18 protein-coding genes, 2 tRNA genes and 2 pseudogenes are annotated in these 22,796 nt (G+C 39.8%); 15 read left to right on the top strand and 7 right to left on the bottom strand.

Annotated features, from left to right (window positions below):
- Positions 1 to 239: 239 nt before the first annotated feature.
- The 3 genes from NXX38_RS18920 to NXX38_RS18910 form a co-directional block, all read right to left on the bottom strand.
- The gene (locus NXX38_RS18920) at positions 240 to 413 is read right to left on the bottom strand and encodes a hypothetical protein (RefSeq protein WP_234133423.1); all 174 of its coding nucleotides are present in this window, start codon (positions 411 to 413) and stop codon (positions 240 to 242) included.
- Positions 414 to 794: 381 nt separating this feature from the next.
- A complete protein-coding gene (locus tag NXX38_RS18915) occupies positions 795 to 986 on the bottom strand; it encodes a hypothetical protein (protein ID WP_229126953.1) in 192 nt (63 codons plus the stop codon).
- 70 nt (positions 987 to 1,056) lie between these two features.
- Positions 1,057 to 1,968: a YafY family protein gene (locus NXX38_RS18910; RefSeq protein ID WP_143258516.1), complete on the bottom strand. Its 912-nt coding sequence runs from the start codon at positions 1,966 to 1,968 to the stop codon at positions 1,057 to 1,059.
- Positions 1,969 to 2,123: 155 nt separating this feature from the next.
- On the opposite strand from NXX38_RS18910, the gene NXX38_RS18905 reads away from it, so the two are divergent.
- From NXX38_RS18905 to NXX38_RS18865, 8 genes and pseudogenes are all read left to right on the top strand, one after another.
- A complete protein-coding gene (locus NXX38_RS18905) occupies positions 2,124 to 2,744 on the top strand; it encodes an ATP-binding cassette domain-containing protein (RefSeq protein WP_234133421.1) in 621 nt (206 codons plus the stop codon).
- 52 nt (positions 2,745 to 2,796) lie between these two features.
- Positions 2,797 to 3,591, top strand: coding sequence for an ABC transporter permease (locus NXX38_RS18900; protein ID WP_143258514.1), 795 nt, complete (start codon positions 2,797 to 2,799; stop codon positions 3,589 to 3,591).
- Complete coding sequence (locus NXX38_RS18895; protein ID WP_195654761.1) at positions 3,588 to 3,866, top strand: hypothetical protein; 279 nt, start codon at positions 3,588 to 3,590, stop codon at positions 3,864 to 3,866. Before NXX38_RS18900 ends, NXX38_RS18895 begins: the two co-directional genes overlap by 4 nt.
- A 409-nt stretch (positions 3,867 to 4,275) precedes the next feature.
- Positions 4,276 to 5,370, top strand: a complete 1,095-nt coding sequence (locus NXX38_RS18885; RefSeq protein WP_143258512.1) for a Nif3-like dinuclear metal center hexameric protein — start codon at positions 4,276 to 4,278, stop codon at positions 5,368 to 5,370.
- A gap of 5 nt (positions 5,371 to 5,375) precedes the next feature.
- The gene (locus NXX38_RS18880; protein ID WP_004295942.1) at positions 5,376 to 6,206 is read left to right on the top strand and encodes a zinc ribbon domain-containing protein; all 831 of its coding nucleotides are present in this window, start codon (positions 5,376 to 5,378) and stop codon (positions 6,204 to 6,206) included.
- A 161-nt stretch (positions 6,207 to 6,367) separates the two neighbouring features.
- Positions 6,368 to 7,792 carry an efflux transporter outer membrane subunit gene (locus NXX38_RS18875; RefSeq protein ID WP_258980664.1) on the top strand — a complete coding sequence of 475 codons (1,425 nt, stop codon included), beginning with the start codon at positions 6,368 to 6,370 and terminating at the stop codon, positions 7,790 to 7,792.
- Between the two features lie 5 nt (positions 7,793 to 7,797).
- Positions 7,798 to 8,930: pseudogene (locus tag NXX38_RS18870) on the top strand (efflux RND transporter periplasmic adaptor subunit).
- Between the two features lie 140 nt (positions 8,931 to 9,070).
- Positions 9,071 to 12,220 (top strand): efflux RND transporter permease subunit, encoded by a 3,150-nt coding sequence (locus tag NXX38_RS18865; RefSeq protein ID WP_258980663.1) that lies wholly within the window; start codon positions 9,071 to 9,073, stop codon positions 12,218 to 12,220.
- Between the two features lie 172 nt (positions 12,221 to 12,392).
- Here the strand turns inward: NXX38_RS18865 and NXX38_RS18860 are convergent, their stop codons facing one another.
- Positions 12,393 to 12,842 carry a type I restriction enzyme HsdR N-terminal domain-containing protein gene (locus tag NXX38_RS18860; RefSeq protein WP_004295946.1) on the bottom strand — a complete coding sequence of 150 codons (450 nt, stop codon included), beginning with the start codon at positions 12,840 to 12,842 and terminating at the stop codon, positions 12,393 to 12,395.
- 63 nt (positions 12,843 to 12,905) lie between these two features.
- Here NXX38_RS18860 and NXX38_RS18855 point away from each other — a divergent pair, with 63 nt between their 5' ends.
- From NXX38_RS18855 to NXX38_RS18835, 5 genes and pseudogenes are all read left to right on the top strand, one after another.
- Positions 12,906 to 13,682, top strand: a complete 777-nt coding sequence (locus tag NXX38_RS18855; protein ID WP_004295947.1) for an AMP nucleosidase — start codon at positions 12,906 to 12,908, stop codon at positions 13,680 to 13,682.
- Positions 13,683 to 13,705: 23 nt separating this feature from the next.
- On the top strand, positions 13,706 to 14,725 hold the full coding sequence (holA, locus tag NXX38_RS18850; RefSeq protein ID WP_074558529.1) for a DNA polymerase III subunit delta: 1,020 nt from the start codon (positions 13,706 to 13,708) through the stop codon (positions 14,723 to 14,725).
- A gap of 1,211 nt (positions 14,726 to 15,936) precedes the next feature.
- Positions 15,937 to 16,408, top strand: a pseudogene (locus tag NXX38_RS18845) (helix-turn-helix domain-containing protein).
- A gap of 76 nt (positions 16,409 to 16,484) precedes the next feature.
- Positions 16,485 to 17,261 (top strand): dihydroorotate dehydrogenase electron transfer subunit, encoded by a 777-nt coding sequence (locus NXX38_RS18840; protein ID WP_004295951.1) that lies wholly within the window; start codon positions 16,485 to 16,487, stop codon positions 17,259 to 17,261.
- Entirely contained in the window at positions 17,249 to 18,160 is a 912-nt protein-coding gene (locus tag NXX38_RS18835; protein ID WP_148366677.1) for a dihydroorotate dehydrogenase, read from the top strand. The genes NXX38_RS18840 and NXX38_RS18835 overlap by 13 nt, the downstream gene beginning before the upstream one ends.
- Positions 18,161 to 18,376: 216 nt before the next feature.
- Here the strand turns inward: NXX38_RS18835 and trmD are convergent, their stop codons facing one another.
- Positions 18,377 to 19,054, bottom strand: a complete 678-nt coding sequence (gene trmD, locus NXX38_RS18830) for a tRNA (guanosine(37)-N1)-methyltransferase TrmD (protein WP_004295953.1) — start codon at positions 19,052 to 19,054, stop codon at positions 18,377 to 18,379.
- A gap of 75 nt (positions 19,055 to 19,129) precedes the next feature.
- Between trmD and ligA the strand changes: the two genes are divergently transcribed.
- Together ligA and dapA are read left to right on the top strand one after the other, a co-directional pair.
- On the top strand, positions 19,130 to 21,130 hold the full coding sequence (ligA, locus tag NXX38_RS18825; RefSeq protein WP_148366679.1) for an NAD-dependent DNA ligase LigA: 2,001 nt from the start codon (positions 19,130 to 19,132) through the stop codon (positions 21,128 to 21,130).
- A 59-nt stretch (positions 21,131 to 21,189) separates the two neighbouring features.
- Positions 21,190 to 22,083 carry a 4-hydroxy-tetrahydrodipicolinate synthase gene (dapA, locus tag NXX38_RS18820; protein WP_004303039.1) on the top strand — a complete coding sequence of 298 codons (894 nt, stop codon included), beginning with the start codon at positions 21,190 to 21,192 and terminating at the stop codon, positions 22,081 to 22,083.
- Between the two features lie 525 nt (positions 22,084 to 22,608).
- Here the strand turns inward: dapA and NXX38_RS18815 are convergent.
- Together NXX38_RS18815 and NXX38_RS18810 are read right to left on the bottom strand one after the other, a co-directional pair.
- Positions 22,609 to 22,682: transfer RNA gene (locus NXX38_RS18815), tRNA-Arg, on the bottom strand.
- Positions 22,683 to 22,711: 29 nt separating this feature from the next.
- Positions 22,712 to 22,785: transfer RNA gene (locus NXX38_RS18810), tRNA-Arg, on the bottom strand.
- Between the last annotated feature and the right edge of the window lie 11 nt (positions 22,786 to 22,796).

Below are 22,796 nucleotides of genomic sequence, written 5' to 3'. Positions count from 1 at the left end.
TACAATAAATTAAGGACATATTTTTACAATTGGGAGTTGTGGAATTTTGTGAATAAATTAGTGTAGGCTCATTACTTTTATCATAAGTAATAAGCTCCTTATAACATTTGGGACATTTGAATATAACGTCTGGTTTAGAAGGAGCTTCTATTGCATTCCTACAAAAGGGGCATTCAACCATTGAAGAATCAATCTTTTTTATTTCATTATTGTTTTCCATATAATCAAAGTTTATATTATTAGACATCTATTCCTATAAAATTTAAAAACGCAAATATCCAACATAACATGAATAAACAGAATAGCACTGTTAGAATTAAAAAGTCTTCATCATGTTCTTTTACACCAATTTTTCGAGAAAGAAGAATTCTAACTCCAATTTCAGGTTTGGGAATTGCCGAAATTTTTTCCATAAACATCCTATTTATAATATCATTTCGACTCCCTAAAATGAGGTTATACATAAAAAAGAAAGTGTGGAGTCGTCTGTTTATCTATCGGGAGGTTCTGGTAAACCTAAGGAACAAATAAACAATACCCCACACTTGTATAGATATGCGCATAGGTAACACATACGAAAATACAAGTGATGAGTGTTATTGTTATCCCTGTTCCTTTTGAAATTTACCAGATTTCCCGAATAAGGATAAAAGCAAAACACTTTCATCTAATAAAATGTAATGTCATATAATTGCTTATGATGACAGTGCAAATATAGATATATTTTGCAATATAACACTCTAGGGTATTGTTTTTTTTAGGTTTAAGTATAGTCTTCGTTAACAATCAATCTCTTACTCTATCAAATCTATCTCATCATCCATTTCTCCATTCTCATTGTCATATAAATAAGATTCAGGTATATAGTCAGACAAAACCAGTTTTTCATTCTGTGTTTCGTTTTCAATTTCTTCTGCAAGATCAATATTTACGTCAATATCATCGCAACAGGCGTAGTTGTCGCGATATTGTTGATTACGTTTCATTTCTTGCTGAAAAAAACTGCTACCAAATAATGCTTTAAATAGATTCATAGTTTTAATGTTAAACGTTATATTATAAATGTCTTTTTATTGCTTCCTCATAAATTTTCCGTATCCGTTCCCGAAGATGTAACGGCTCAATTACTGTAAGTGAACTACTACGTGAGAGCAATGCCATTACAAAATCATTAGTAATACGAAGGCGTAATCTGATTCGAAATTCCATCTCATTGTCCGTAATGATTTCTTGTGAATGATGCAAAGGAATCGATTTCAAGAAACTGCCATCTAATGCACTATAGCTTAGTTCAATATTTTCTACTGGAATATCTGTCTGATTCCAGATGCCGTAGCTGTCTTTAAATAAGTTGTTTGCATCAATATTCATATTCCTTTTGAAGGTTTCCTCATAAAGGATTTTGAGATTGCGGATACAGTCTATATTGAAAGTTTTTAATATGTTGTTGTCATAGGCGAGGAGATACCATCTTTGCTGGTCTTCTTTCAGATAATAAGGTAAGACTTTCTTTTTGCGTACTTTGTCTCCTTCACGTACATAAATATAACTGAATTCTACCGGGTGAAAGAATTTAATGGCTTTTATCAATGCCGGAAGACATTCACTGTCGTTTGGTCGATGATGTTCGGCAAGAACATAGGTGTGTAGGTTGGAAGTTTTGTCCAAAGCATTCAATAGGTCGAAGTTTAGCAGAAGCCGTTCGTACTGCTCCTTTTTCAAATCGTCTTCCTCATTGATATAATAACCGTTTTGTTTCTTATCAAAACAGATGCGGATACCAAATAGATCTTCTATATCTTTGAAGTCTCGCTGCAAAGTTCTTATGTCTACAGGTGTTCCATCTCGTTCTTCCATGCGATGTGTCACGTAGTTCTCCAATTCTTTACGCGGCACATACTGTTGCGGTCCTTTTAATTTATTGATAATGACCAGCAATCGTTGCATTCCTTCCCGTTTCTTGCCCATATTTGGTATTAATTTTAATTATCAAGAGCAAAGATAATGTCACGTGACGACAAAACATGTCGTTCTAAGAAAATTTCTAAGAAAACAAAGGGATTTTGATACGTATGCCCTTGTTTTTTTATACTTTTGGTGAAATTTTCAAAAGGTACGATTAAATGCTACATATTGAGAACATTTGTATTGCTTTTGGGACAGAGGTTCTTGTTTCCGGTTTTAATATGAAATTGGAAAGGGGAGAAACCGCTTGCATTGTAGGGCAATCCGGCTGTGGAAAAACTTCTTTGTTGAATGCGATAATGGGGTTTGTTCCGTTGAAAGAAGGGATAATCAGGGTAGGAGGAATGGTGTTGGATAAATCGACTATTGATATAGTCAGACGGCAGATTGCATGGATTCCACAAGAGTTAGCTTTACCTTTCGAATGGGTAAAAGAGATGGTGGCTCTTCCTTTTGATTTGAAAGTGAACCGTTCTGCCCCTTTTTCGGAAGAAAGGCTTTTTGCTTGTTTTGATGAATTGGGACTGGAACATGAATTATATACCAAGAGAGTGAATGAAGTGTCGGGCGGCCAGCGTCAACGCATCATGCTCGCTGTAGCGGCTATGCTCAATAAACCTTTGATTATTATAGACGAACCGACCTCTGCTTTGGATGCCGATTCGACCGGTAGAGTCTTGTCTTTCTTCCGGCGACAGGCAGAAAGGGGAACAGCAGTGCTGGCCGTATCGCATGATAAGGACTTTGCTTCGGGTTGTCATTATTTAATAGAATTGTAACGATTGGAGAGAACTCTAACACGAATCGGATAGGAATTGTTAAGAATACACTGTGGGAACGATTGATATATCATATTATAATCTTTTTATAGGCTTGCTTCTGCTTGCCATTCCGTTCTTTTATCTTTGGAAGTTTAAAACGGGACTACTGAAACCTGCCCTGATTGGTACAGTACGGATGATTATCCAACTGTTCTTTATCGGCATGTATCTGAAATATCTCTTTTTATGGAACAATCCCTGGATCAACTTCCTTTGGGTGATAATTATGATATTCGTAGCCGGACAGACAGCACTGGTGCGTACCCAGTTGAAACGTCGTATCTTATTAATCCCTATTACGGTAGGATTTCTTTGTAGTGTTGTATTGGTAGGCTTGTACTTTATCGGTATTGTTCTTCAATTGGACAATATATTTAGCGCCCAATACTTTATTCCGATATTCGGTATCCTGATGGGTAATATGCTTTCGAGCAATGTGATAGCTTTGAATACTTATTATAGCGGATTGAAACGTGAGCAACAGTTGTACCGTTATTTATTGGGAAACGGAGCAACAAGGCAGGAAGCGCAGGCTCCATTTATCCGACAGGCCATTATTAAATCCTTCAGTCCGCTGATTGCGAACATTTCCGTGATGGGATTGGTAGCTTTTCCAGGCACAATGATCGGACAAATCCTGGGAGGAAGTAGTCCGAACGTTGCCATCAAGTATCAGATGATGATTATGGTGATTACTTTTACGGCATCTATGCTGTCGCTGATGATAACTATTTCATTGGCTTCACGCCGATCTTTTGACGCATACGGGAAATTATTAGAGGTAACCAAAGAACCCCGAAAATGACAGTTACCGAGCAGATATTCCGTAAAGTAGCTGAAATATCTATTCCACATTTTTTTATAATAGTGGAGTTTTCGGCATCCGGCACTGAAATGCCGGAACATATCGAATCGTTCCTGCGGGAAAAGCACGAAGCAATTCTTCGTGGAGCCAGCGGACGTAAATTTATCTATAAAGAAGGAGAGTGGCGGCTTATTTTCACTTTCTTTCCTACCGACAGGGTAGTAGACGAACGGTATGCGCTGAAAAACAAAGTGCAGATGAAAAGCAAAAGCTAGACACGAATAACGGGTTATCTTTGCTTTTAGCTCTGGTTGTGAGCATATTATCCATATTTGCCCGATGAAAACAGCCAAAAGGCAAAAAAGAATATACACTCTCTTTGCCTATTACCTATTGATAAAACTGAAAAATGAAATCAATTGTTTAATCTGAAACCGATGCGGATATAGTTAGAGTTTAGCGGAAGTCTTTCAGTTCTTCCTGTAATTTCTGGCGCATGAAGAAAATACGGCTCTTTACCGCCTACCAAGTCTTTTCTGAAGCTTAAATTTTTCATATGTGTGTTTTATATCTTTTACGGTGGTCTCAAAAAATGGATAACGATAAATTCTCTAAAAAACGACCGTTTAGTATGATTATTCCTTTTTTATTTATTATATTTGCAACCAAATTTTCTACCAAATAATGAAAATTAAGCAAATAGTAAGCGCCCTTGAACGATTCGCGCCTCTGCCATTGCAAGACGGCTTTGATAATGCCGGCCTGCAAATCGGATTGACAGAAGCGGAAGCAACAGGGGCTTTGTTGTGTCTTGACGTTACTGAAGCTGTGTTGGATGAAGCGATTGCGTTGGGATACAATCTCGTCATATCTCATCATCCGCTGATTTTTAAAGGATATAAATCCATTACGGGCAAGGATTATGTGGAACGCTGTATATTGAAAGCAATAAAGAATGATATTGTAATCTATTCAGCACATACGAATCTGGATAATGCACAAGGTGGGGTCAATTATAAGATAGCCGAAAAAATCGGATTGAAGAATTTGAAAGTGCTTGAGCCGAAAGAGAATAACTTGGTCAAGTTGGTGACTTTTGTCCCTTACGCACAAGCAGACGCGGTACGTGAAGCATTGTTTGCCGCCGGATGCGGAAATATAGGTGACTATGATTCATGTAGTTACAATCTGAAAGGAGAGGGAACTTTCCGTGCAAAAGAGGGAACGCATCCTTTCTGTGGAACAATCGGAGAACTGCACCACGAAGAGGAGGTGAGGATTGAAACGATTCTTCCTTCCTTTAAAAAGGCGGAAACCATCAAAGCTTTATTGGCTGCCCATCCTTATGAGGAACCGGCATTCGACATTTATCCGTTGGTGAACGATTGGTCGCAGGCGGGGGCGGGAATTGTCGGTGAATTGGATGAATCGGAGACAGAGCTCGAATTTTTGAGACGCATCAAGAAGACATTCGAAGTGGGGTGTCTGCGTCATAACAAGCTGATGGGAAGAGAGATACAGAAAGTAGCATTGTGCGGTGGTGCAGGTGCATTTTTGCTTCCACAGGCGATCCGGTCGGGAGCAGATGTTTTTATTACCGGCGAAATTAAATATCATGATTATTTCGGCCATGAAGAAGATATTCTGATGGCAGAGATTGGTCATTACGAAAGCGAACAATATACAAAAGAAATTTTTTATTCCATAATCCGGGATTTATTTCCTAATTTTGCACTCCAATTGAGTAAAATAAATACGAATCCCATAAAATATTTATAAGTAAAATGGCTAGAGAAGCAAAAAAAGATCCGAATGAGTTGACGGTAGAACAGAAACTGAAGACACTGTTCCAACTGCAAACAATGTTGTCTAAGATTGATGAAATCAAGACATTGAGAGGTGAACTTCCGTTGGAAGTGCAAGACCTTGAAGATGAAATTGCTGGTTTGAGTACCCGTATCGACAAGATCAAAGCTGAAGTGGATGAACTGAAATCTGCTATTGCCGGCAAGAGAGTAGAAATCGAAACAGCAAAGGCTTCAGTAGAAAAATATAAGTCACAACAAGACAATGTTCGCAATAACCGTGAATATGACTTCTTGACGAAAGAAATCGAATTCCAGACATTGGAAATTGAACTTTGCGAAAAGAGAATCAAGGAATATTCTGCTGATAAAGAAGAAAAAGAGGCTGAAGTAACGAAGAACGATCAGATTCTTAACGAAAGACTGAAAGACCTTGAGCAGAAGAAGAGCGAACTGGATGAAATTATCTCTGAAACCAAACAGGAAGAAGAGAAATTGAGAGACAAAGCTAAAGATTTGGAAACTAAGATCGAACCGCGTCTATTGCAGTCGTTCAAACGTATCCGTAAGAACTCTCGCAACGGATTGGGTATTGTATACGTACAGCGTGATGCTTGTGGTGGTTGCTTTAACAAGATTCCGCCCCAGAGACAACTGGATATCCGTTCTCGTAAGAAAGTAATCGTTTGCGAATATTGTGGACGTATTATGATTGACCCGGAATTGGCTGGCGTACAAATCGAACACAAGGTGGAAGAAGCTCCGGTAGCTACTACCAAAAGAGCTATCAGAAGAAAAACTGCTGAATAAGGAAAGCAGTGAAGTAAGTAAAGTTACTTTTTGATATATAGTAAGCCCTGCAGCAATGCAGGGCTTTTTTTTTTTTTAGCAAGTGCTTGTATAAAAAAGAATCGATAAACAAACTTACCCTTTAGTTGTTATCTTTTCATTTCATAAAAACCTGAACTGATATGAATATACGAGTGTGGGGCACATCGCTCCTTATGTTTCTTTCAACTGTGACCGCGGTTGGACAGACCGCAAACCGTTATTTGAAAGCTCCGCTTCCTCAAGATTGGGAAGAGAGCGGGGAAGTGTTTCAACAGATACTTCCGGTGGATGACCATTGGTGGAAGTCATTCCAAGATACCAAACTGGATTCTTTGATAGCTTTGGCAGTAGATCGTAATTACTCCGTTGCCATGGCAATCAACCGTATAGCTGCCGCTCGTGCCAATCTTTGGATAGAACGCAGTAATTTCTTTCCTTCCATCGGATTGAATGCAGGATGGACCCGTCAGGAAACCAGTGGAAATACGAGTTCACTGCCCCAAACAACCGATCATTATTATGATGCTTCGTTAAGCATGAGCTGGGAGCTTGATATTTTCGGTAGTATTCGGAAACGGGTAAAAGCGCAGAAAGAGAATTTTGCTGCCAGCAAGGAAGAATACACAGGAGTCATGGTCTCGTTAGCTGCAGAAGTAGCCTCGGCTTATATCAATCTAAGGGAGTTGCAACAAGAACTTGAAGTGGTGAAGAAAAACAGTGCTTCGCAGGAAGAAGTCCTGAAAATCACGGAAGTACGCTATAACACCGGGCTGGTTGCTAAACTCGATGTGGCACAGGCCAAGTCTGTATTATATAGCACAAAAGCCTCCATTCCCCAGCTGGAAGCGGGTATCAATCAGTATATTACAACATTGGCTGTCTTATTGGGAATGTATCCCCAGGACATTCGTCCTGTTCTTGAATCCAGTGGCACATTGCCCGATTATATGGAGCCTATCGGAGTGGGAATGCCTGTCGATTTATTGCTGCGACGGCCTGATGTACGAAGTGCGGAATTGAGCGTAAATGCACAGGCAGCATTGCTCGGAGCTTCGAAAGCGGATTGGCTGCCGAAAGTTTTCTTGAAAGGTTCATTTGGATATGCCGCCCGTGACCTGAAGGATCTCACCAAAAGTAAAAGTATGACTTATGAAATTGCTCCGTCATTGAACTGGACTATTTTCAATGGAGGACAGCTGGTGAATGCAACACGGCTGGCAAAAGCGCAACTGGATGAAGCGATCAACCAGTTTAATCAGACGGTTTTAACTGCCGTACAGGAAACGGACAATGCTATGAATTCCTATCGGAATTCAATCAAACAGATTGTAGCCCTGCGGGAAGTGCGCAATCAAGGTATTGAGACATTGAAACTTTCACTGGAACTTTATAAACAGGGACTTTCGCCTTTCCAAAACGTACTTGATGCACAACGTTCTCTGTTATCTTATGAGAATCAGCTGGTACAGGCACAAGGTAGTTCGCTTTTGCAACTGATAGCCCTCTACAAGGCTTTAGGGGTGGTTGGAGAGAATAAAAATCAATCTATAAAATATATAACCTAACAGATATGAAAAAACTGATGTATATCCTTCTTGCACTGCCTATATTGACGGGTTGCAAGGAGAAGAAAAGTGCAGGAGCGATGGGAGGTATGCCAACTCCGGAAATTAGCGTGACCAAACCCATAGTGGAGGATATTACTTTGACGAAAGATTATCCGGGTTATCTGACAACAGAAAAGACGGTGAATCTTGTAGCCAGGGTGAACGGAACCTTGCAATCTACCTCTTATGTCGCAGGTGGACGGGTGAAACAGGGGCAACTGTTGTTTGTCATCGAACCAACCTTATACAAAGATCAGGTGGAGCAAGCAGAAGCAGAATTGAGAACTGCCCAGGCGCAATTGGAATATGCCCGTAATAATTATAGCCGTATGAAAGAGGCTGTAAAGAGTGATGCGGTCAGTCAGATACAGGTACTTCAGGCTGAATCTTCTGTGAAAGAAGGTGTTGCAGCTGTCAGCAACGCGGAAGCAGCTTTGAGCACCGCCCATACAAACTTGGGATATTGTTATGTCCGTGCACCGTTTGACGGCACCATAAGTAAGGCGACTGTAGATATAGGAAGTTATGTAGGCGGTTCATTGCAACCAGTCACATTGGCTACTATTTATAAAGATAATCAGATGTATGCTTACTTTAATGTTACTGATAATCAATGGTTGGCAATGACGATGGATACCCAGCAGTTACCGACTGATCTTCCTAAAAAAATAATGGTTCAACTGGGAAAGGGGGAACTGAAAGTTATCCGGCTACGCTCGATTATCTTTCACCAAATGTAGATGTGAATACAGGAACACTGATGGTTCGTGCCAATTTTGATAATCCGAAAGGGGTATTGAAGAGCGGATTATATGTAAGCATAACTTTACCTTATGGAGAAGCTAAAAATGCCATGCTGGTGAAAGAGGGTTCTATCGGAACCGACCAGTTAGGCAAGTACTTATATGTTGTAAATGATTCGAATATAGTTCATTACCGGCATATTGAAATAGGGCAGTTGGTCGACGGCACTTTACGGCAGGTATTGGGTGGACTTTCCCCGCAGGAACAGTATGTCACGGAGGCTTTGATGAAAGTCAGAGACGGAATGAAAGTAAAGCCGCTTCCTGATTCTCTTCCTAAAAGAGGGAAATAAGGTCTTTGGGATAACTGATTGATTAACAAATGCAATCAATAAAGGTGATGTACTTAAAACCGATTAATTAACAAAAGTAACTTTCTGCTCCCTCTCTTTGGGAGAAGGCTGTAGAGAGGCTGCTTTTAAACCTATACATTATGTTTTCTAAGTTTTTTATCAACCGACCGATATTTGCTACTGTCCTTGCCCTGCTTATTGTAGTAGCCGGTCTGGTCACACTCAATATATTGCCTGTGGCGCAATTTCCGGAGATCACACCGCCAACGGTGCAGGTCTCTGCCGTTTATCCCGGGGCAAATGCTGAAACTGTTGCTCAAACAGTGGGTATTCCTATCGAACAGCAGGTGAATGGTGTAGACGGCATGCTTTATATGTCTTCCAATTCTTCATCTTCGGGAGCATATTCTCTGACTATTACATTCGCTGTTGGTACGGACATCGATATGGCAACTGTGCAGGTACAAAACAGGGTCAGTATCGCACAATCATCACTGCCGGAACCGGTGGTGGTGCAAGGAGTCACTGTGCAGAAACAGTCTTCAAACATTGTGATGTTTTTGACAATGACTTCGCAGGACTCTGTGTACAACAGCCTGTATCTGACTAATTATGCCAAATTGAATTTAGTGGACCAGCTGACACGTGTGCCCGGAGTGGGTGCTGTGAATGTGATGGGAGCAGGGGACTATTCGATGCGCATCTGGCTCGATCCGGAGGCTATGCGTATACGGAATATTTCACCGCAGCAAGTCTATCAATCCATCCAGTCGCAGAATGTGGAAGTATCTGCCGGATATATCGGTCAGCCTATCGGACAGGATAATAAGAATGCTTTTCAGTATACTTTGAATGTCCAGGGACGATTGAAATCTCCTGAACAGTTCGGAGATATTATTATTCGCCGTGAGCAGGACGGAGCGATGCTTCGTCTGAAAGATATTGCACGTATTGATTTGGGGTCTGCTTCATACAATGTAGTGTCGCGATTGAATGGAAAACCTACGGCTGCTATTGCTATTTACCAGCAACCGGGTTCCAATTCGCTGGATGTTTCAAAAGGAGTGAAAGCTAAGATGGAAGAACTGGCGGAAAGTTTCCCGTCAGGAGTGGCCTATAATGTCACTTTGGATACGACTGATGTCATCCATGCTTCCATTGATGAAGTGATGGTTACTTTCTTTGAAACAACTTTGCTGGTGATACTCGTTATTTTCTTGTTCCTGCAGAATTGGCGGGCAGTGATTATTCCTTGTATCACTATTCCGGTATCGTTGATCGGTACATTTGCCGTAATGGCGGCATTTGGTTTCTCTATCAATACATTAACATTGTTCGGACTGATTTTGGCAGTTGCTATTGTGGTGGATGATGCGATAGTGGTGGTGGAGAACGCTTCGAGGTTATTGGAAACCGGGCAGTACTCACCTCGTGAAGCGGTGACAAAAGCGATGGGAGAGATCACGGGCCCGATTGTCGGGGTGGTTCTCGTATTGCTTGCCGTGTTCATTCCGACGATGATGATTAGTGGAATTTCAGGTCAGCTGTATAAGCAGTTTGCACTGACTATTGCCGCTTCTACCGTATTGAGCGGTTTCAATTCGCTGACATTGACTCCTGCGCTTTGCGCACTGTTTCTTGAAAAGAGTAAACCTTCTAACTTCTTTATATACAAAGGTTTCAATAAGGCTTATGACAAGACGCAAGGGGTATATGACAAAATTGTCAAATGGTTGCTTCAGCGTCCGGGAATGGCTCTTGCTTCTTATGGCGCTTTGACTGTTATTGCTCTATTGCTTTTTATGCATTGGCCGTCAACTTTTATCCCGGACGAGGATGACGGATATTTTATTGCTGTTGTTCAACTTCCGCCTGCCGCCAGCCTTGAGCGTACGCAAGCAGTGGGAGAAAAGATAAACGGTATTTTGGATTCTTATCCGGAAGTAAAAAATTATATTGGTATTTCCGGCTTTTCTATCATGGGTGGCGGCGAGCAGAGTAACTCCGCAACTTATTTTGTGGTGCTGAAAAACTGGAGTGAGAGGAAAGGGAAGGAGCATACGGCTGCTGCCATAGTCAATCGTTTTAATGGTGAAGCGTATATGACTATTCAGGCTGCGGAAGTGTTCGCCATGGTTCCTCCGGCTATTCCGGGGTTGGGTGCATCCGGTGGTTTACAGCTTCAGTTGGAAGACCGGCGTAATCTGGGGCCGACGGAAATGCAGCAGGCCATCAATGCCTTGCTTGCTTCTTATCATTCGAAACCGGCTTTAGCATCTGTATCCAGCCAGTATCAGGCAAATGTTCCGCAATATTTCTTGAATATCGACCGTGACAAAGTCCAGTTCATGGGAATTGCCTTGAACGATGTTTTCTCTACATTAGGCTATTATATGGGAGCGGCTTATGTGAATGATTTTGTTGAATTCGGACGTATTTACCAAGTGAAGATTGAGGCACGCGACCAGGCACAGCGGGTAATTGATGATGTCTTGAAGCTAAGTGTGTCGAATTCGGCAGGAGAGATGGTGCCTTTTTCTTCTTTCACCAAAGTGGAGGAACAGTTAGGCCAAGACCAGATTAACCGCTATAATATGTACTCGACTGCTTCTCTGACTTGTAATGTTGCTCCGGGAAGTAGTACCGGGCAGGCTATTCAAGAAGTGGAAGCATTGTTTAAGGAACAGCTGGGAGATGAGTTTGGGTATGAATGGACTTCCGTTGCCTATCAGGAAACCCAGGCTGGGAATACGACTACCATTGTTCTGATTATGGCGTTAATTGTTGCTTTTCTGGTACTTGCTGCACAGTATGAAAGTTGGACTAGCCCGGTAGCAGCCGTCATCGGATTGCCGGTGGCATTATTAGGTGCCATGATTGGCTGTCTGATTATGGGAACTCCAGTCAGTATTTATACGCAAATCGGTATCATTCTGTTGGTTGCACTTTCTGCAAAGAACGGAATTTTGATTGTGGAATTTGCCCGTGATTTCCGTGCCGAGGGTAATTCAATTAGGGAAGCTGCCTTTGAAGCGGGGCATGTCCGCTTGCGTCCGATCCTGATGACTTCTTTTGCTTTTGTATTAGGAGTGATGCCCTTGTTATTCGCCACCGGTGCAGGTGCACAAAGTCGTATAGCATTGGGTGCTGCTGTTGTATTCGGTATGGCCATGAACACTTTATTGGCTACCATTTATATTCCTAATTTCTACGAATTGATGCAGAAATTGCAAGAGCGGTTCAGCAAAAAGAAAGGAAATGAGGATGGTGGGAAAGATACTGTCATATAGAAGTAAAAAACTGTTTGAAGGCTATCTGAAAGGGTAGTTGATATAGTGACGCTATCTGTTTGGGATGGTGTCACCATAGTAAGCAAATAGCGTCACTATCTTGAATGGATAGTGACGCTATTTTATTCTTGCAGGTAAGTACGTTTTTTGTGGCAAATGAAGCGGAACATTTTTATAAAGATTTGTAATCAGGAATATCCTGAAGGAACGTATAACTCTGATTCTCATAATCCATCCGGCAACAATAATGTTGCATTCCGTTGCTGACAATCAGATAATCTACTTTCAATACCATATTATACCGGGTGATCTGATCGAAAACAGCCTGTGTGATTTCGATATGGGGTGCTTTATATTCCACAATCATCCGGGCTGATAAATCCCTCCGATAAAGTACGGTGTCGCATCGTTTGGTAGTACCGTTCAACTTTACCATTACTTCATTGGCCAGAAGGGCAGTCGGATATCCTTTGTGTGCAATAAGAAAGTGAACAAAGTGTTGCCGTACCCATTCTTCAGGGGTAAGGGCGACATATCGTTTACGAATTACGTCGAAAATTACATTTTTTCCGTTTCGTACGTTTATTTTAGTGTCGAATACTGGTAGGTTTAACGATAACATTTATTATTTTTGTAAGTTAAATAATGGTTCCCATTATTGGGAGCACAAATTTAATAGATAATTATGAAAACAAAAGAAGAAATCGTAGCTAATTGGCTGCCCCGTTACACAAAACGTAACCTAGAGGATTTTGGAGAGTATATTCTGTTGACTAACTTCAACAAGTACGTCGAGATTTTCGCAAATCAGTTTAATGTTCCCATCTTAGGAAGGGATGCAAATATGATTTCTGCTTCTGCCGAAGGCATCACTATGATTAACTTTGGTATGGGAAGCCCCAACGCTGCTATCATCATGGACTTGCTGGGAGCTATTCAACCCAAAGCTTGTTTGTTTTTGGGAAAATGTGGTGGCATCGACAAGAAAAATCAGCTTGGCGACTTGATTCTCCCTATTGCAGCTATTCGTGGAGAAGGAACTTCCAACGATTATTTCCCTCCTGAAGTTCCTGCATTACCTGCATTTATGTTGCAGCGTGCCGTTTCTTCATCCATCCGTGACAAAGGCCGTGACTATTGGACCGGTACCGTATATACCACCAACCGCCGTATCTGGGAACATGATGATGCATTCAAAGAATATCTGAAAAAGACCCGGGCTATGGCAGTTGATATGGAAACTGCAACTTTGTTCAGTTGTGGCTTTGCCAATCATATTCCTACCGGCGCATTATTATTAGTGTCCGATCAGCCAATGACCCCCGACGGAGTAAAAACAGATAGAAGTGATAATTTGGTTACCAGAAATTATGTAGAAGAGCATGTTGAAATTGGTATTGCTTCTTTGCGTATGATTATTGATGAAAAGAAAACTGTTAAACACTTGAAATTTGACTGGTAATCCGGTCTTTCTGAAAATTATATATGGCAAAACAAGAACTGACCTGTGATGACATCCTCAAGGAACTGAGAGCAAAGCAGTATCGCCCTATCTATTACCTGATGGGAGAAGAGTCGTATTATATCGACTTGATTGCAGATTACATAACGGATAATGTGTTGAGTGAGACGGAAAAAGAATTCAACCTGACTGTTGTGTATGGGGCTGATGTGGATGTGGCAACGATTATAAATGCTGCAAAGCGTTATCCCATGATGTCGGAACACCAAGTAGTAGTAGTAAAGGAAGCGCAGGCGGTACGTAATATGGAAGAGTTGTCGTATTATCTTCAAAAGCCTTTGCTTTCCACCATTTTAGTGATATGCCATAAGCATGGAACGTTGGATCGTAGAAAGAAGCTGGCTGCCGAGGTGGACAAAGTTGGTGTGCTGTTTGAATCTAAAAAAATAAAGGATGCACAACTCCCCGGTTTTATAGCTTCATATATGAAACGGAAAGGAGTTGATATGGAACCTAAAGCAACTGCTATGCTTGCTGATTTTGTAGGTTCAGATTTGAGTCGTCTGACCGGAGAGCTTGAAAAGTTGATTATCACTTTACCTGCCGGACAAAAACGCGTAACTCCTGAACAGATAGAAAAAAACATAGGCATAAGCAAAGATTATAATAACTTTGAATTGCGCAGTGCTTTAGTGGAAAAGGATATATTGAAAGCAAATAAGATAATAAAATATTTTGAGGAAAATCCGAAAACTAATCCGATCCAAATGACGCTGTCTTTATTATTCAGCTTTTACTCCAACCTAATGTTGGCTTATTATGCACCGGATAAATCAGAGCAAGGGATTGCAAATATGCTAGGGTTAAGAACTCCTTGGCAGGCTCGGGATTATATGGTAGCAATGCGAAAATATAGCGGAGTAAAGACCATGCAAATTGTTGGAGAAATACGATATGCTGATGCAAAATCCAAAGGAGTCCAAAATAGTTCTATGACAGATGGAGATATTCTTCGTGAATTAGTGTTCAAAATTTTGCATTAAGTAGGATTAAGAATTACCTATATAATCAGACATATACTTTTACCGTAGATAGAAACGGGAAGTATATGTCTTTTTTGGTATTCCCGCAATTACTTCCATTATAAAAAAGACTTTCACAATACCAGTGATTATTTTACAAATAGATTTACTCCTTTTATAGTTTTATAGATTTACCCATTTAACGAACTACACAAAAGTCTATTTTTAGAATTTTGTATTGATCTACCTTCAAGGAAACTTTTTCTTTTAAATAGGAGCTTTAATTTTTAAACGAGAAAAATTAACTTATTCTTGAGTTTATCAAAAAGCATTTTGGATTTTAAAGGTATCGTTTTATAGTGAGAATGGAGATTTTTTCTTTTCTCTAAAATCATCCATTAGTGTCATTTTGATAATCCAGGAGTATATTTGATTACTATAAGCCTATTTTTTCTAGTTTAATAGAAAAATAGAATATGAATTATAGTGGTAAGTCTTTGTCTTTCATTTATTTATGCTAAAAATGAACCTCCTAGAATTGAAAAAAAATAAATAAGTGGAGATCGGTACGGAAATATTGCAAGGATTTTCTTTTAGAGAAGATTGTAAAGGATGATTAGAAAAAAATAGCAATATACATTGGTAAAGTATGAGTGGCTCCCTTCCTTTTATTGCTTTTGCAACTATCAATATTTACTTTTGTGTATATATGTAATTACAAATGTGTAATATATTTATGTGAACATATTCCAAATGTGATCAATGGTTAGTGTTTACAATAATATATTTGTGTATTTACAAAAATAATACCTGATATACAAATGTAGTTGTTGGGGCATTAACAAATGCTTTTATATCTATTATCTTATTGTAATCCAGCGTTATATAGTTTATTATGTCAATTTGTACTATAAAAGTCTTCTCTATGTGGTATGTATATTTGTGAATACTCCTATTTGAGGTTTATTTATATTATATATTTAGCTGTATATCTGTATTTTGCATTTTATAGTTAAACTGAAACTATATATTTATAATAGCTCGTTTTATTCTATATACAAGCGTAATATTCGATTTGTATAATACTCTATACTTTTGTAATATCAATATTTTTATATTTGTAATTTGCTTTTTGTGAATCTAAATATTTACCTTTGTATAATCAATGAGATCGTGCGTATTTTTGTGAAATAGATACATAACACATACAATTGTAATATAAAGAAGGTAGTATGGAAATAAAAGACAGAATCAGAATGATAATGGAAAGAGAAAAAGTTCCTCCTAGAGTTTTTGCTGAAACAATTGGAGTGCAACAATCTACTCTCTCTCATATTTTAAACGATCGGAATAAACCCAGCTTAGAGGTCGTTATGAAGGTTCATCAAAAGTATGACTATGTAAATCTTGAATGGTTGCTTTATGGTAAAAGGCGAAATGATGGTGTCTGAAGAAGGAACTTCCTTTTCTTCTTCTAACCACGATTACCTGCCTTCTTTATTCGACGAGAATCCCGTAAATCCGTCCAAAGAGCCGACTCTTCCGGAAAATCGCAAGGAAATGCCGTTAAGAAACGCCGAAAATTCCCCCAAAGAGATTGTAAAACAAGAGATTAGGTATATAGAAAAGCCTGCCAGGAAAATCACGGAAATAAGAATATTTTTCGATGATAACACCTATGAGACGTTTCGACCTGAAAAATGAAGAGTAAAATCGGTGGTTTGAGCAATTTCCTGTATCTTTGCATCCGGAATACGAATTTATACTTTTATATCCATACATGAAGAAATTTATTTTAGATCTGACAGTGACTGAGAATATCAGATTGAATGCAAACTATGTATTGCTAAAATTGACCTCTCAGTCATTACTGCCCGAAATGTTACCTGGGCAGTTTGCCGAACTCCGGGTGGACGGTTCGCCTACTACATTTTTACGACGTCCCATTTCTATTAACTTTGTAGATAAACAGCGAAATGAGGTATGGTTTCTGATCCAGCTGGTTGGTGATGGAACAAGACGTTTGGCAGAGGTTAATCCCGGTGAAACAATAAATGTAGTGCTTCCGTTGGGAAATGCATATACAATGCCTCTGGAGGCTTCTGATAAGCTCTTATTAGTTGGTGGAGGTGTCGGAACAGCCCCTATGCTTTATTTAGGTGAGCAGTTGGCTAAAAAAGGCCATAAACCTACGTTCCTGTTAGGTGCCCGTAGCGACAAAGATCTGTTGCAGCTGGAAGAGTTTGCCAAATATGGAGAGGTATATACTACTACGGAAGATGGTAGCCATGGAGAAAAAGGATATGTTACCCAACATTCTATATTAAATAAGGTACGATTTGAGCAGATTTACACTTGTGGTCCCAAACCGATGATGGTGGCTGTGGCAAAATATGCCAAAAGTAATCAGATAGAATGTGAAGTATCTTTGGAAAATACAATGGCTTGTGGTATCGGAGCATGCTTATGTTGTGTGGAAAATACGACAGAAGGTCATTTGTGTGTATGTAAAGAAGGTCCTGTTTTTAATATAAATAAACTACTATGGCAGATTTAAGTGTAAACATTGGTGAATTACAAATGAAAAACCCGGTGATGACAGCATCTGGTACATTTGGATATGGTGAAGAGTTCTCCGACTTCATTGATATAGCGCGAATAGGCGGTATTATTGTAAAAGGAACTACTCTTCACAAACGTGAAGGAAACCCTTATCCGCGTATGGCAGAGACTCCTTCTGGGATGTTAAACGCTGTGGGACTGCAAAATAAGGGTGTTGATTACTTTGTGGAGCATATATATCCCCGTATAAAAGACATCCAAACGAATATGATTGTAAACGTTTCGGGATCTGCCATCGAAGATTATGTAAAAACAGCTGAAATCATTAATGAACTTGACAAAATTCCTGCTATAGAACTAAACATCTCTTGCCCTAATGTAAAGCAAGGTGGTATGGCTTTTGGTGTGTCAGCAAAAGGGGCATCAGAAGTAGTAAAAGCAGTGCGTTCAGCTTACAAAAAGACACTTATCGTAAAACTCTCCCCAAACGTTACGGACATCACTGAAATAGCTCGCGCAGCAGAAGAAAGTGGTGCGGATAGCGTGTCATTAATCAATACATTGCTGGGTATGGCGATTGATGCGGAACGTAAACGTCCTATTTTGTCAACTATAACAGGCGGAATGTCGGGAGCAGCCGTAAAACCTATCGCATTACGTATGGTATGGCAAGTTGCCAATGCGGTAAATATTCCTGTCATTGGATTGGGAGGTATTATGGATTGGAAGGATGCTGTTGAATTCATGCTTGCAGGTGCGACAGCCATCCAGATTGGTACGGCAAATTTCATAGATCCTGCTGTTACTATTAAAGTGGAAGATGGTATAAATAATTACCTAGAAAGACACGGATGTAAGTCTGTAAAGGAAATAATTGGTGCGCTTGAGGTATAATTGAAAACATACAATAACCCTTCGCATTAAGTCTGCAAGAAAAATGCTATTTCTCTTTTAAATAGAGAAAGGATAAACAGGCAGGTAATAGCAGATGAAAAAGAAGTTCGTGTTTAGAGGAATTGTCTACGGATAGAATCTTTAGATTGAAGACAAAATAAAAACGACGGTGAGGATTTACGTAATCTTCATCGTCGTTTTTATTTACACTTTATTTTACTCCCCTAATAGGTCGGGACGAAGTTTTCTGGTGCGTTCCAGGGACTGTTGCAGTTCCCATTCTTTGATCTTTGCTTCATGCCCGGATAATAGAATATCGGGAACTTTCCAGCCTTTATAATCAGCAGGTCGTGTATATACAGGTGCTGCCAGCAAATTATCCTGGAAAGAATCGGAAAGTGCGGATTGTTCATCGGAAATGACTCCGGGAATGATACGTACGATAGCATCTGCCATCACTGCTGCCGCCAGTTCTCCTCCTGTTAATACATAATCGCCGATACTGATTTCTTTGGTAATCAGATGTTCGCGAATACGGTAATCAATGCCTTTAAAGTGTCCGCAAAGAATAATGAGATTCTGTGCCAGAGAGAGTGTGTTGGCCATCGGTTGGTTGAATTGTTCTCCGTCAGGGGTCGTGAAGATAACTTCATCGTAGTCACGTTCTGCCTTTAGAGCATTGATGCAGCGTTCGATAGGTTCTATTTTCATCACCATTCCGGCAAATCCTCCAAAAGGATAATCATCGACACGGCGATATTTATCTTCGGTGTAATCACGTAAATTGTGAATGTGTATTTCTGCAAGTCCTTTATCTTGAGCTCGTTTCATGATAGAACAATTGAAGAAACCTTCAATCATTTCGGGTAAAACTGTTATAATATCAATGCGCATAATCTTTTAATTTTTCGCAAAAGTACAAATATTCAAAGATAAACATGTATTTTTGCCTTAAACAATCGAAGAAATATGGATATAAAAGAAAAAATAGAGGAATTGCGTGCCGAACTTCATCGGCATAATTATAATTATTATGTGTTGAATGCTCCTGAAATCTCGGATAAAGAGTTTGACGATAAGATGCGTGAACTTCAGGATCTGGAACAAGCACATCCGGAATATAAAGATGAAAATTCACCCACTATGCGCGTGGGGAGCGACTTGAACAAGAATTTTACGCAAGTGGCCCATAAATATCCTATGCTGTCATTGGCAAATACATATTCGGAAGCGGAAGTGACGGACTTCTACGATCGTGTCCGTAAAGCGCTAAATGAGGATTTTGAGATTTGTTGTGAAATGAAATATGACGGTACTTCTATTTCGTTGACCTATGAAAATGGGAAGTTGGTTCGTGCCGTCACCCGTGGAGATGGAGAAAAAGGCGATGATGTGACGGATAATGTGAAAACAATCCGTTCTATTCCGCTTGTATTACATGGTGATAATTATCCCGCTTCTTTTGAGATACGTGGGGAAATTCTTATGCCATGGGAAGTGTTTGAAGAGTTGAACCGGGAAAAAGAGGCGCGTGAAGAACCGCTTTTTGCCAATCCGAGAAATGCGGCGTCCGGTACATTGAAGTTGCAGAACTCTTCTATTGTAGCTTCTCGCAAGCTGGATGCTTATTTATATTATTTATTGGGAGATAATCTGCCTTGTGACGGACATTATGAAAATCTTCAGGAAGCGGCAAAATGGGGCTTTAAAATCTCTGATTTGACGCGTAAGTGCCAGACATTGGAGGAGGTCTTTGAATTTATCAACTATTGGGATGTAGAACGTAAAAATCTACCGGTTGCCACAGACGGGATTGTTTTAAAGGTGAACAGTTTGAGACAACAGAAAAATTTGGGTTTTACGGCTAAGTCTCCCCGATGGGCTATTGCCTATAAATTTCAGGCAGAACGTGCATTGACCCGATTGAATAAGGTGACCTATCAGGTAGGAAGAACCGGGGCAGTCACTCCGGTAGCTAATCTGGACCCTGTACAGCTTTCGGGAACTGTCGTAAAACGTGCATCCTTACATAATGCGGATATCATCGAAGGACTTGATTTGCATATCGGAGACATGGTTTATGTGGAAAAAGGTGGTGAAATTATTCCTAAGATTACGGGGGTAGATAAAGATGCACGTAGTTTTATGCTTGGGGAGAAGGTTCGATTCATCGTCAATTGTCCTGAATGTGGTAGTAAATTAGTCAGGTATGAAGGGGAAGCCGCTCATTATTGCCCTAATGAAACAGCGTGTCCTCCTCAAATCAAAGGCAAAATCGAGCATTTTATTAGTCGAAAGGCTATGAATATTGATGGATTGGGACCGGAAACTGTGGATATGTTCTATCGTTTGGGATTAATTAAAAATACGGCCGACTTATATAAACTCACAGCTGATGATATCAAAGGTTTGGATCGTATGGGAGAAAAATCGGCGGAGAACATTATAACGGGGATTGCACAAAGCAAAACCGTTCCTTTCGAACGTGTTATTTTTGCTTTGGGAATTCGCTTTGTTGGTGAGACTGTGGCCAAAAAGATAGCAAAATCGTTTGAGAATATAGATGATTTGCAACAGGCAGATCTAGAAAAATTGGTAAGTATCGATGAAATCGGAGAAAAAATAGCCCAGAGTATACTTGCATATTTTGCGAATGAGTCTAATCGTGAGTTAGTTAGCAAGCTAAAGGAGGCCGGACTACAGCTTTATCGTACCGAGGAAGATTTAAAAGGATATACGGATAAGTTAGCGGGACAGTCTATCGTTATCAGCGGTGTGTTTGTCCATCATTCACGTGACGAATATAAAGAGCTTATCGAGAAAAATGGAGGAAAAAATGTAGGAAGCATTTCTGCGAAAACAAGTTTTATACTGGCTGGGGACAATATGGGACCTGCAAAGCTTGAAAAAGCAAAAAAACTTGGAATAACCATATTAAGCGAAGACGAATTTCTGAAACTTATATCGTAAGATAAGAAAAATATTCGTACTTTTGCGGCTAAATAAATTAGAGATTATAATTAAAACTCATGATACAGACTAAATTGAAAGGAATGGGGGTAGCACTGATTACTCCTTTCAAAGAGGATGAGAGCGTTGACTATGACGCGTTGATGCGTATGGTGGACTATCTATTACAGAATAATGCGGATTTCTTGTGTGTGCTGGGGACTACAGCTGAAACACCGACTCTGACCGAGGAAGAAAAGAAAACTATAAAAAAGATGGTAATTGACCGCGTTAACGGAAGAATTCCTATTCTGTTGGGTGTAGGTGGTAATAATACTCGTGCTATTGTAGAAACATTGAAAAACGATGATTTCACAGGAGTTGATGCTATATTGTCTGTTGTGCCGTATTATAACAAACCTTCTCAAGAAGGTATTTATCAGCATTATAAAGCGATTGCGGAAGCTACGGAGCTCCCCATCGTATTGTATAATGTTCCGGGACGTACGGGGGTAAATATGACTGCTGAAACTACTTTGCGGATTGCCCGTGATTTTAAGAATGTAGTTGCTATTAAAGAAGCATCCGGCAATATTACGCAAATGGATGATATTATTAAAAATAAACCGGAAAATTTCAATGTAATCTCCGGAGATGATGGTATAACCTTTCCGCTTATTACATTGGGAGCCGTTGGTGTGATTTCAGTAATCGGTAATGCTTTTCCTCGTGAATTTAGCCGTATGACGCGCCTGGCGCTTCAAGGAGATTTTGCCAATGCATTAACCATTCACCATCGATTCACGGAATTATTCAATTTATTGTTTGTTGATGGAAATCCGGCAGGAGTAAAATCAATGTTGAATGCCATGGGTATGATCGAGAATAAACTTCGGTTGCCACTGGTTCCTACTCGTATTACCACATTTGAGGCAATACGCAAGGTTTTGAATGAGTTGAATATTAAATGCTAATGCTTCTTCAGCGAGGAATTTATAATAAACATCTAAGTGTTTAAAATAAATATCCCAATGATTGAATTCAATCATTGGGATATTTATTTTAAATCAGCCTATGATTTATTTTAAAACGGCCGCTGTCTATTGTGAAAGAGGTATATTTCTTATTAATTACGTTTTTTGATACAGGTTTTTCACCTTTCTAAAGCATAGTTTTAGGGAACGGAAAGCTACGCTTTAGCCTATCTAAAGCATAGCTATTTGAGGGCTTGATAAGAATTCTAATAGCCATTGACATATTTCATTTCCAAACAAGGTGAAAAGGCTGTGTAAGAGTTGCCCTTCACCCGTAAACGACTTATTTGTAGGGAGCCCGGAAGAAAGGTGAAGGTGAAGAGGGTATTGAAAACAAGGGATATGAGGGGATGTATTGCTTGTTTATAATGGCTGACTTTTGAATCTTTTAGTTTAGTTATAGCTAATTTCTTCGATGAAATGGGGGAAAATAAAAATCCTCCGCATCAAATGCAGAGGATTTCGTGATCGCGACAGGATTCAAACCTGTAACCGGCTGATCCGTAGTCAGCTACTCTATTCAGTTGAGCTACGCGACCTCAAATAATATAGCTTGTAAATTTTTCAGTGACCGCGACAGGATTCAAACCTGTAACCGGCTGATCCGTAGTCAGCTACTCTATTCAGTTGAGCTACGCGGCCATTCTGTTAAT

Source organism: Bacteroides sp. BFG-637 (assembly GCF_024793605.1).
GTDB lineage: Bacteria > Bacteroidota > Bacteroidia > Bacteroidales > Bacteroidaceae > Bacteroides > Bacteroides vicugnae.
The sequence above is the reverse complement of the archived record's forward strand: the minus strand, read 5'-3'. Positions and strand labels throughout refer to the sequence as shown.

Bases quoted from the DNA above. Each gene is read 5' to 3' on its own strand.
- NXX38_RS18920 (WP_234133423.1), bottom strand. From the start codon at position 413: ATGGAAAAAATTTCGGCAATTCCCAAACCTGAAATTGGAGTTAGAATT.
- NXX38_RS18915 (WP_229126953.1), bottom strand. From the start codon at position 986: ATGAAACGTAATCAACAATATCGCGACAACTACGCCTGTTGCGATGAT.
- NXX38_RS18910 (WP_143258516.1), bottom strand. From the start codon at position 1,968: ATGGGCAAGAAACGGGAAGGAATGCAACGATTGCTGGTCATTATCAAT.
- NXX38_RS18905 (WP_234133421.1), top strand. From the start codon at position 2,124: ATGCTACATATTGAGAACATTTGTATTGCTTTTGGGACAGAGGTTCTT.
- NXX38_RS18895 (WP_195654761.1), top strand. From the start codon at position 3,588: ATGACAGTTACCGAGCAGATATTCCGTAAAGTAGCTGAAATATCTATT.
- NXX38_RS18885 (WP_143258512.1), top strand. From the start codon at position 4,276: ATGAAAATTAAGCAAATAGTAAGCGCCCTTGAACGATTCGCGCCTCTG.
- NXX38_RS18880 (WP_004295942.1), top strand. From the start codon at position 5,376: ATGGCTAGAGAAGCAAAAAAAGATCCGAATGAGTTGACGGTAGAACAG.
- NXX38_RS18875 (WP_258980664.1), top strand. From the start codon at position 6,368: ATGAATATACGAGTGTGGGGCACATCGCTCCTTATGTTTCTTTCAACT.
- NXX38_RS18865 (WP_258980663.1), top strand. From the start codon at position 9,071: ATGTTTTCTAAGTTTTTTATCAACCGACCGATATTTGCTACTGTCCTT.
- NXX38_RS18860 (WP_004295946.1), bottom strand. From the start codon at position 12,842: ATGTTATCGTTAAACCTACCAGTATTCGACACTAAAATAAACGTACGA.
- NXX38_RS18855 (WP_004295947.1), top strand. From the start codon at position 12,906: ATGAAAACAAAAGAAGAAATCGTAGCTAATTGGCTGCCCCGTTACACA.
- holA (WP_074558529.1), top strand. From the start codon at position 13,706: ATGGCAAAACAAGAACTGACCTGTGATGACATCCTCAAGGAACTGAGA.
- NXX38_RS18840 (WP_004295951.1), top strand. From the start codon at position 16,485: ATGAAGAAATTTATTTTAGATCTGACAGTGACTGAGAATATCAGATTG.
- NXX38_RS18835 (WP_148366677.1), top strand. From the start codon at position 17,249: ATGGCAGATTTAAGTGTAAACATTGGTGAATTACAAATGAAAAACCCG.
- trmD (WP_004295953.1), bottom strand. From the start codon at position 19,054: ATGCGCATTGATATTATAACAGTTTTACCCGAAATGATTGAAGGTTTC.
- ligA (WP_148366679.1), top strand. From the start codon at position 19,130: ATGGATATAAAAGAAAAAATAGAGGAATTGCGTGCCGAACTTCATCGG.
- dapA (WP_004303039.1), top strand. From the start codon at position 21,190: ATGATACAGACTAAATTGAAAGGAATGGGGGTAGCACTGATTACTCCT.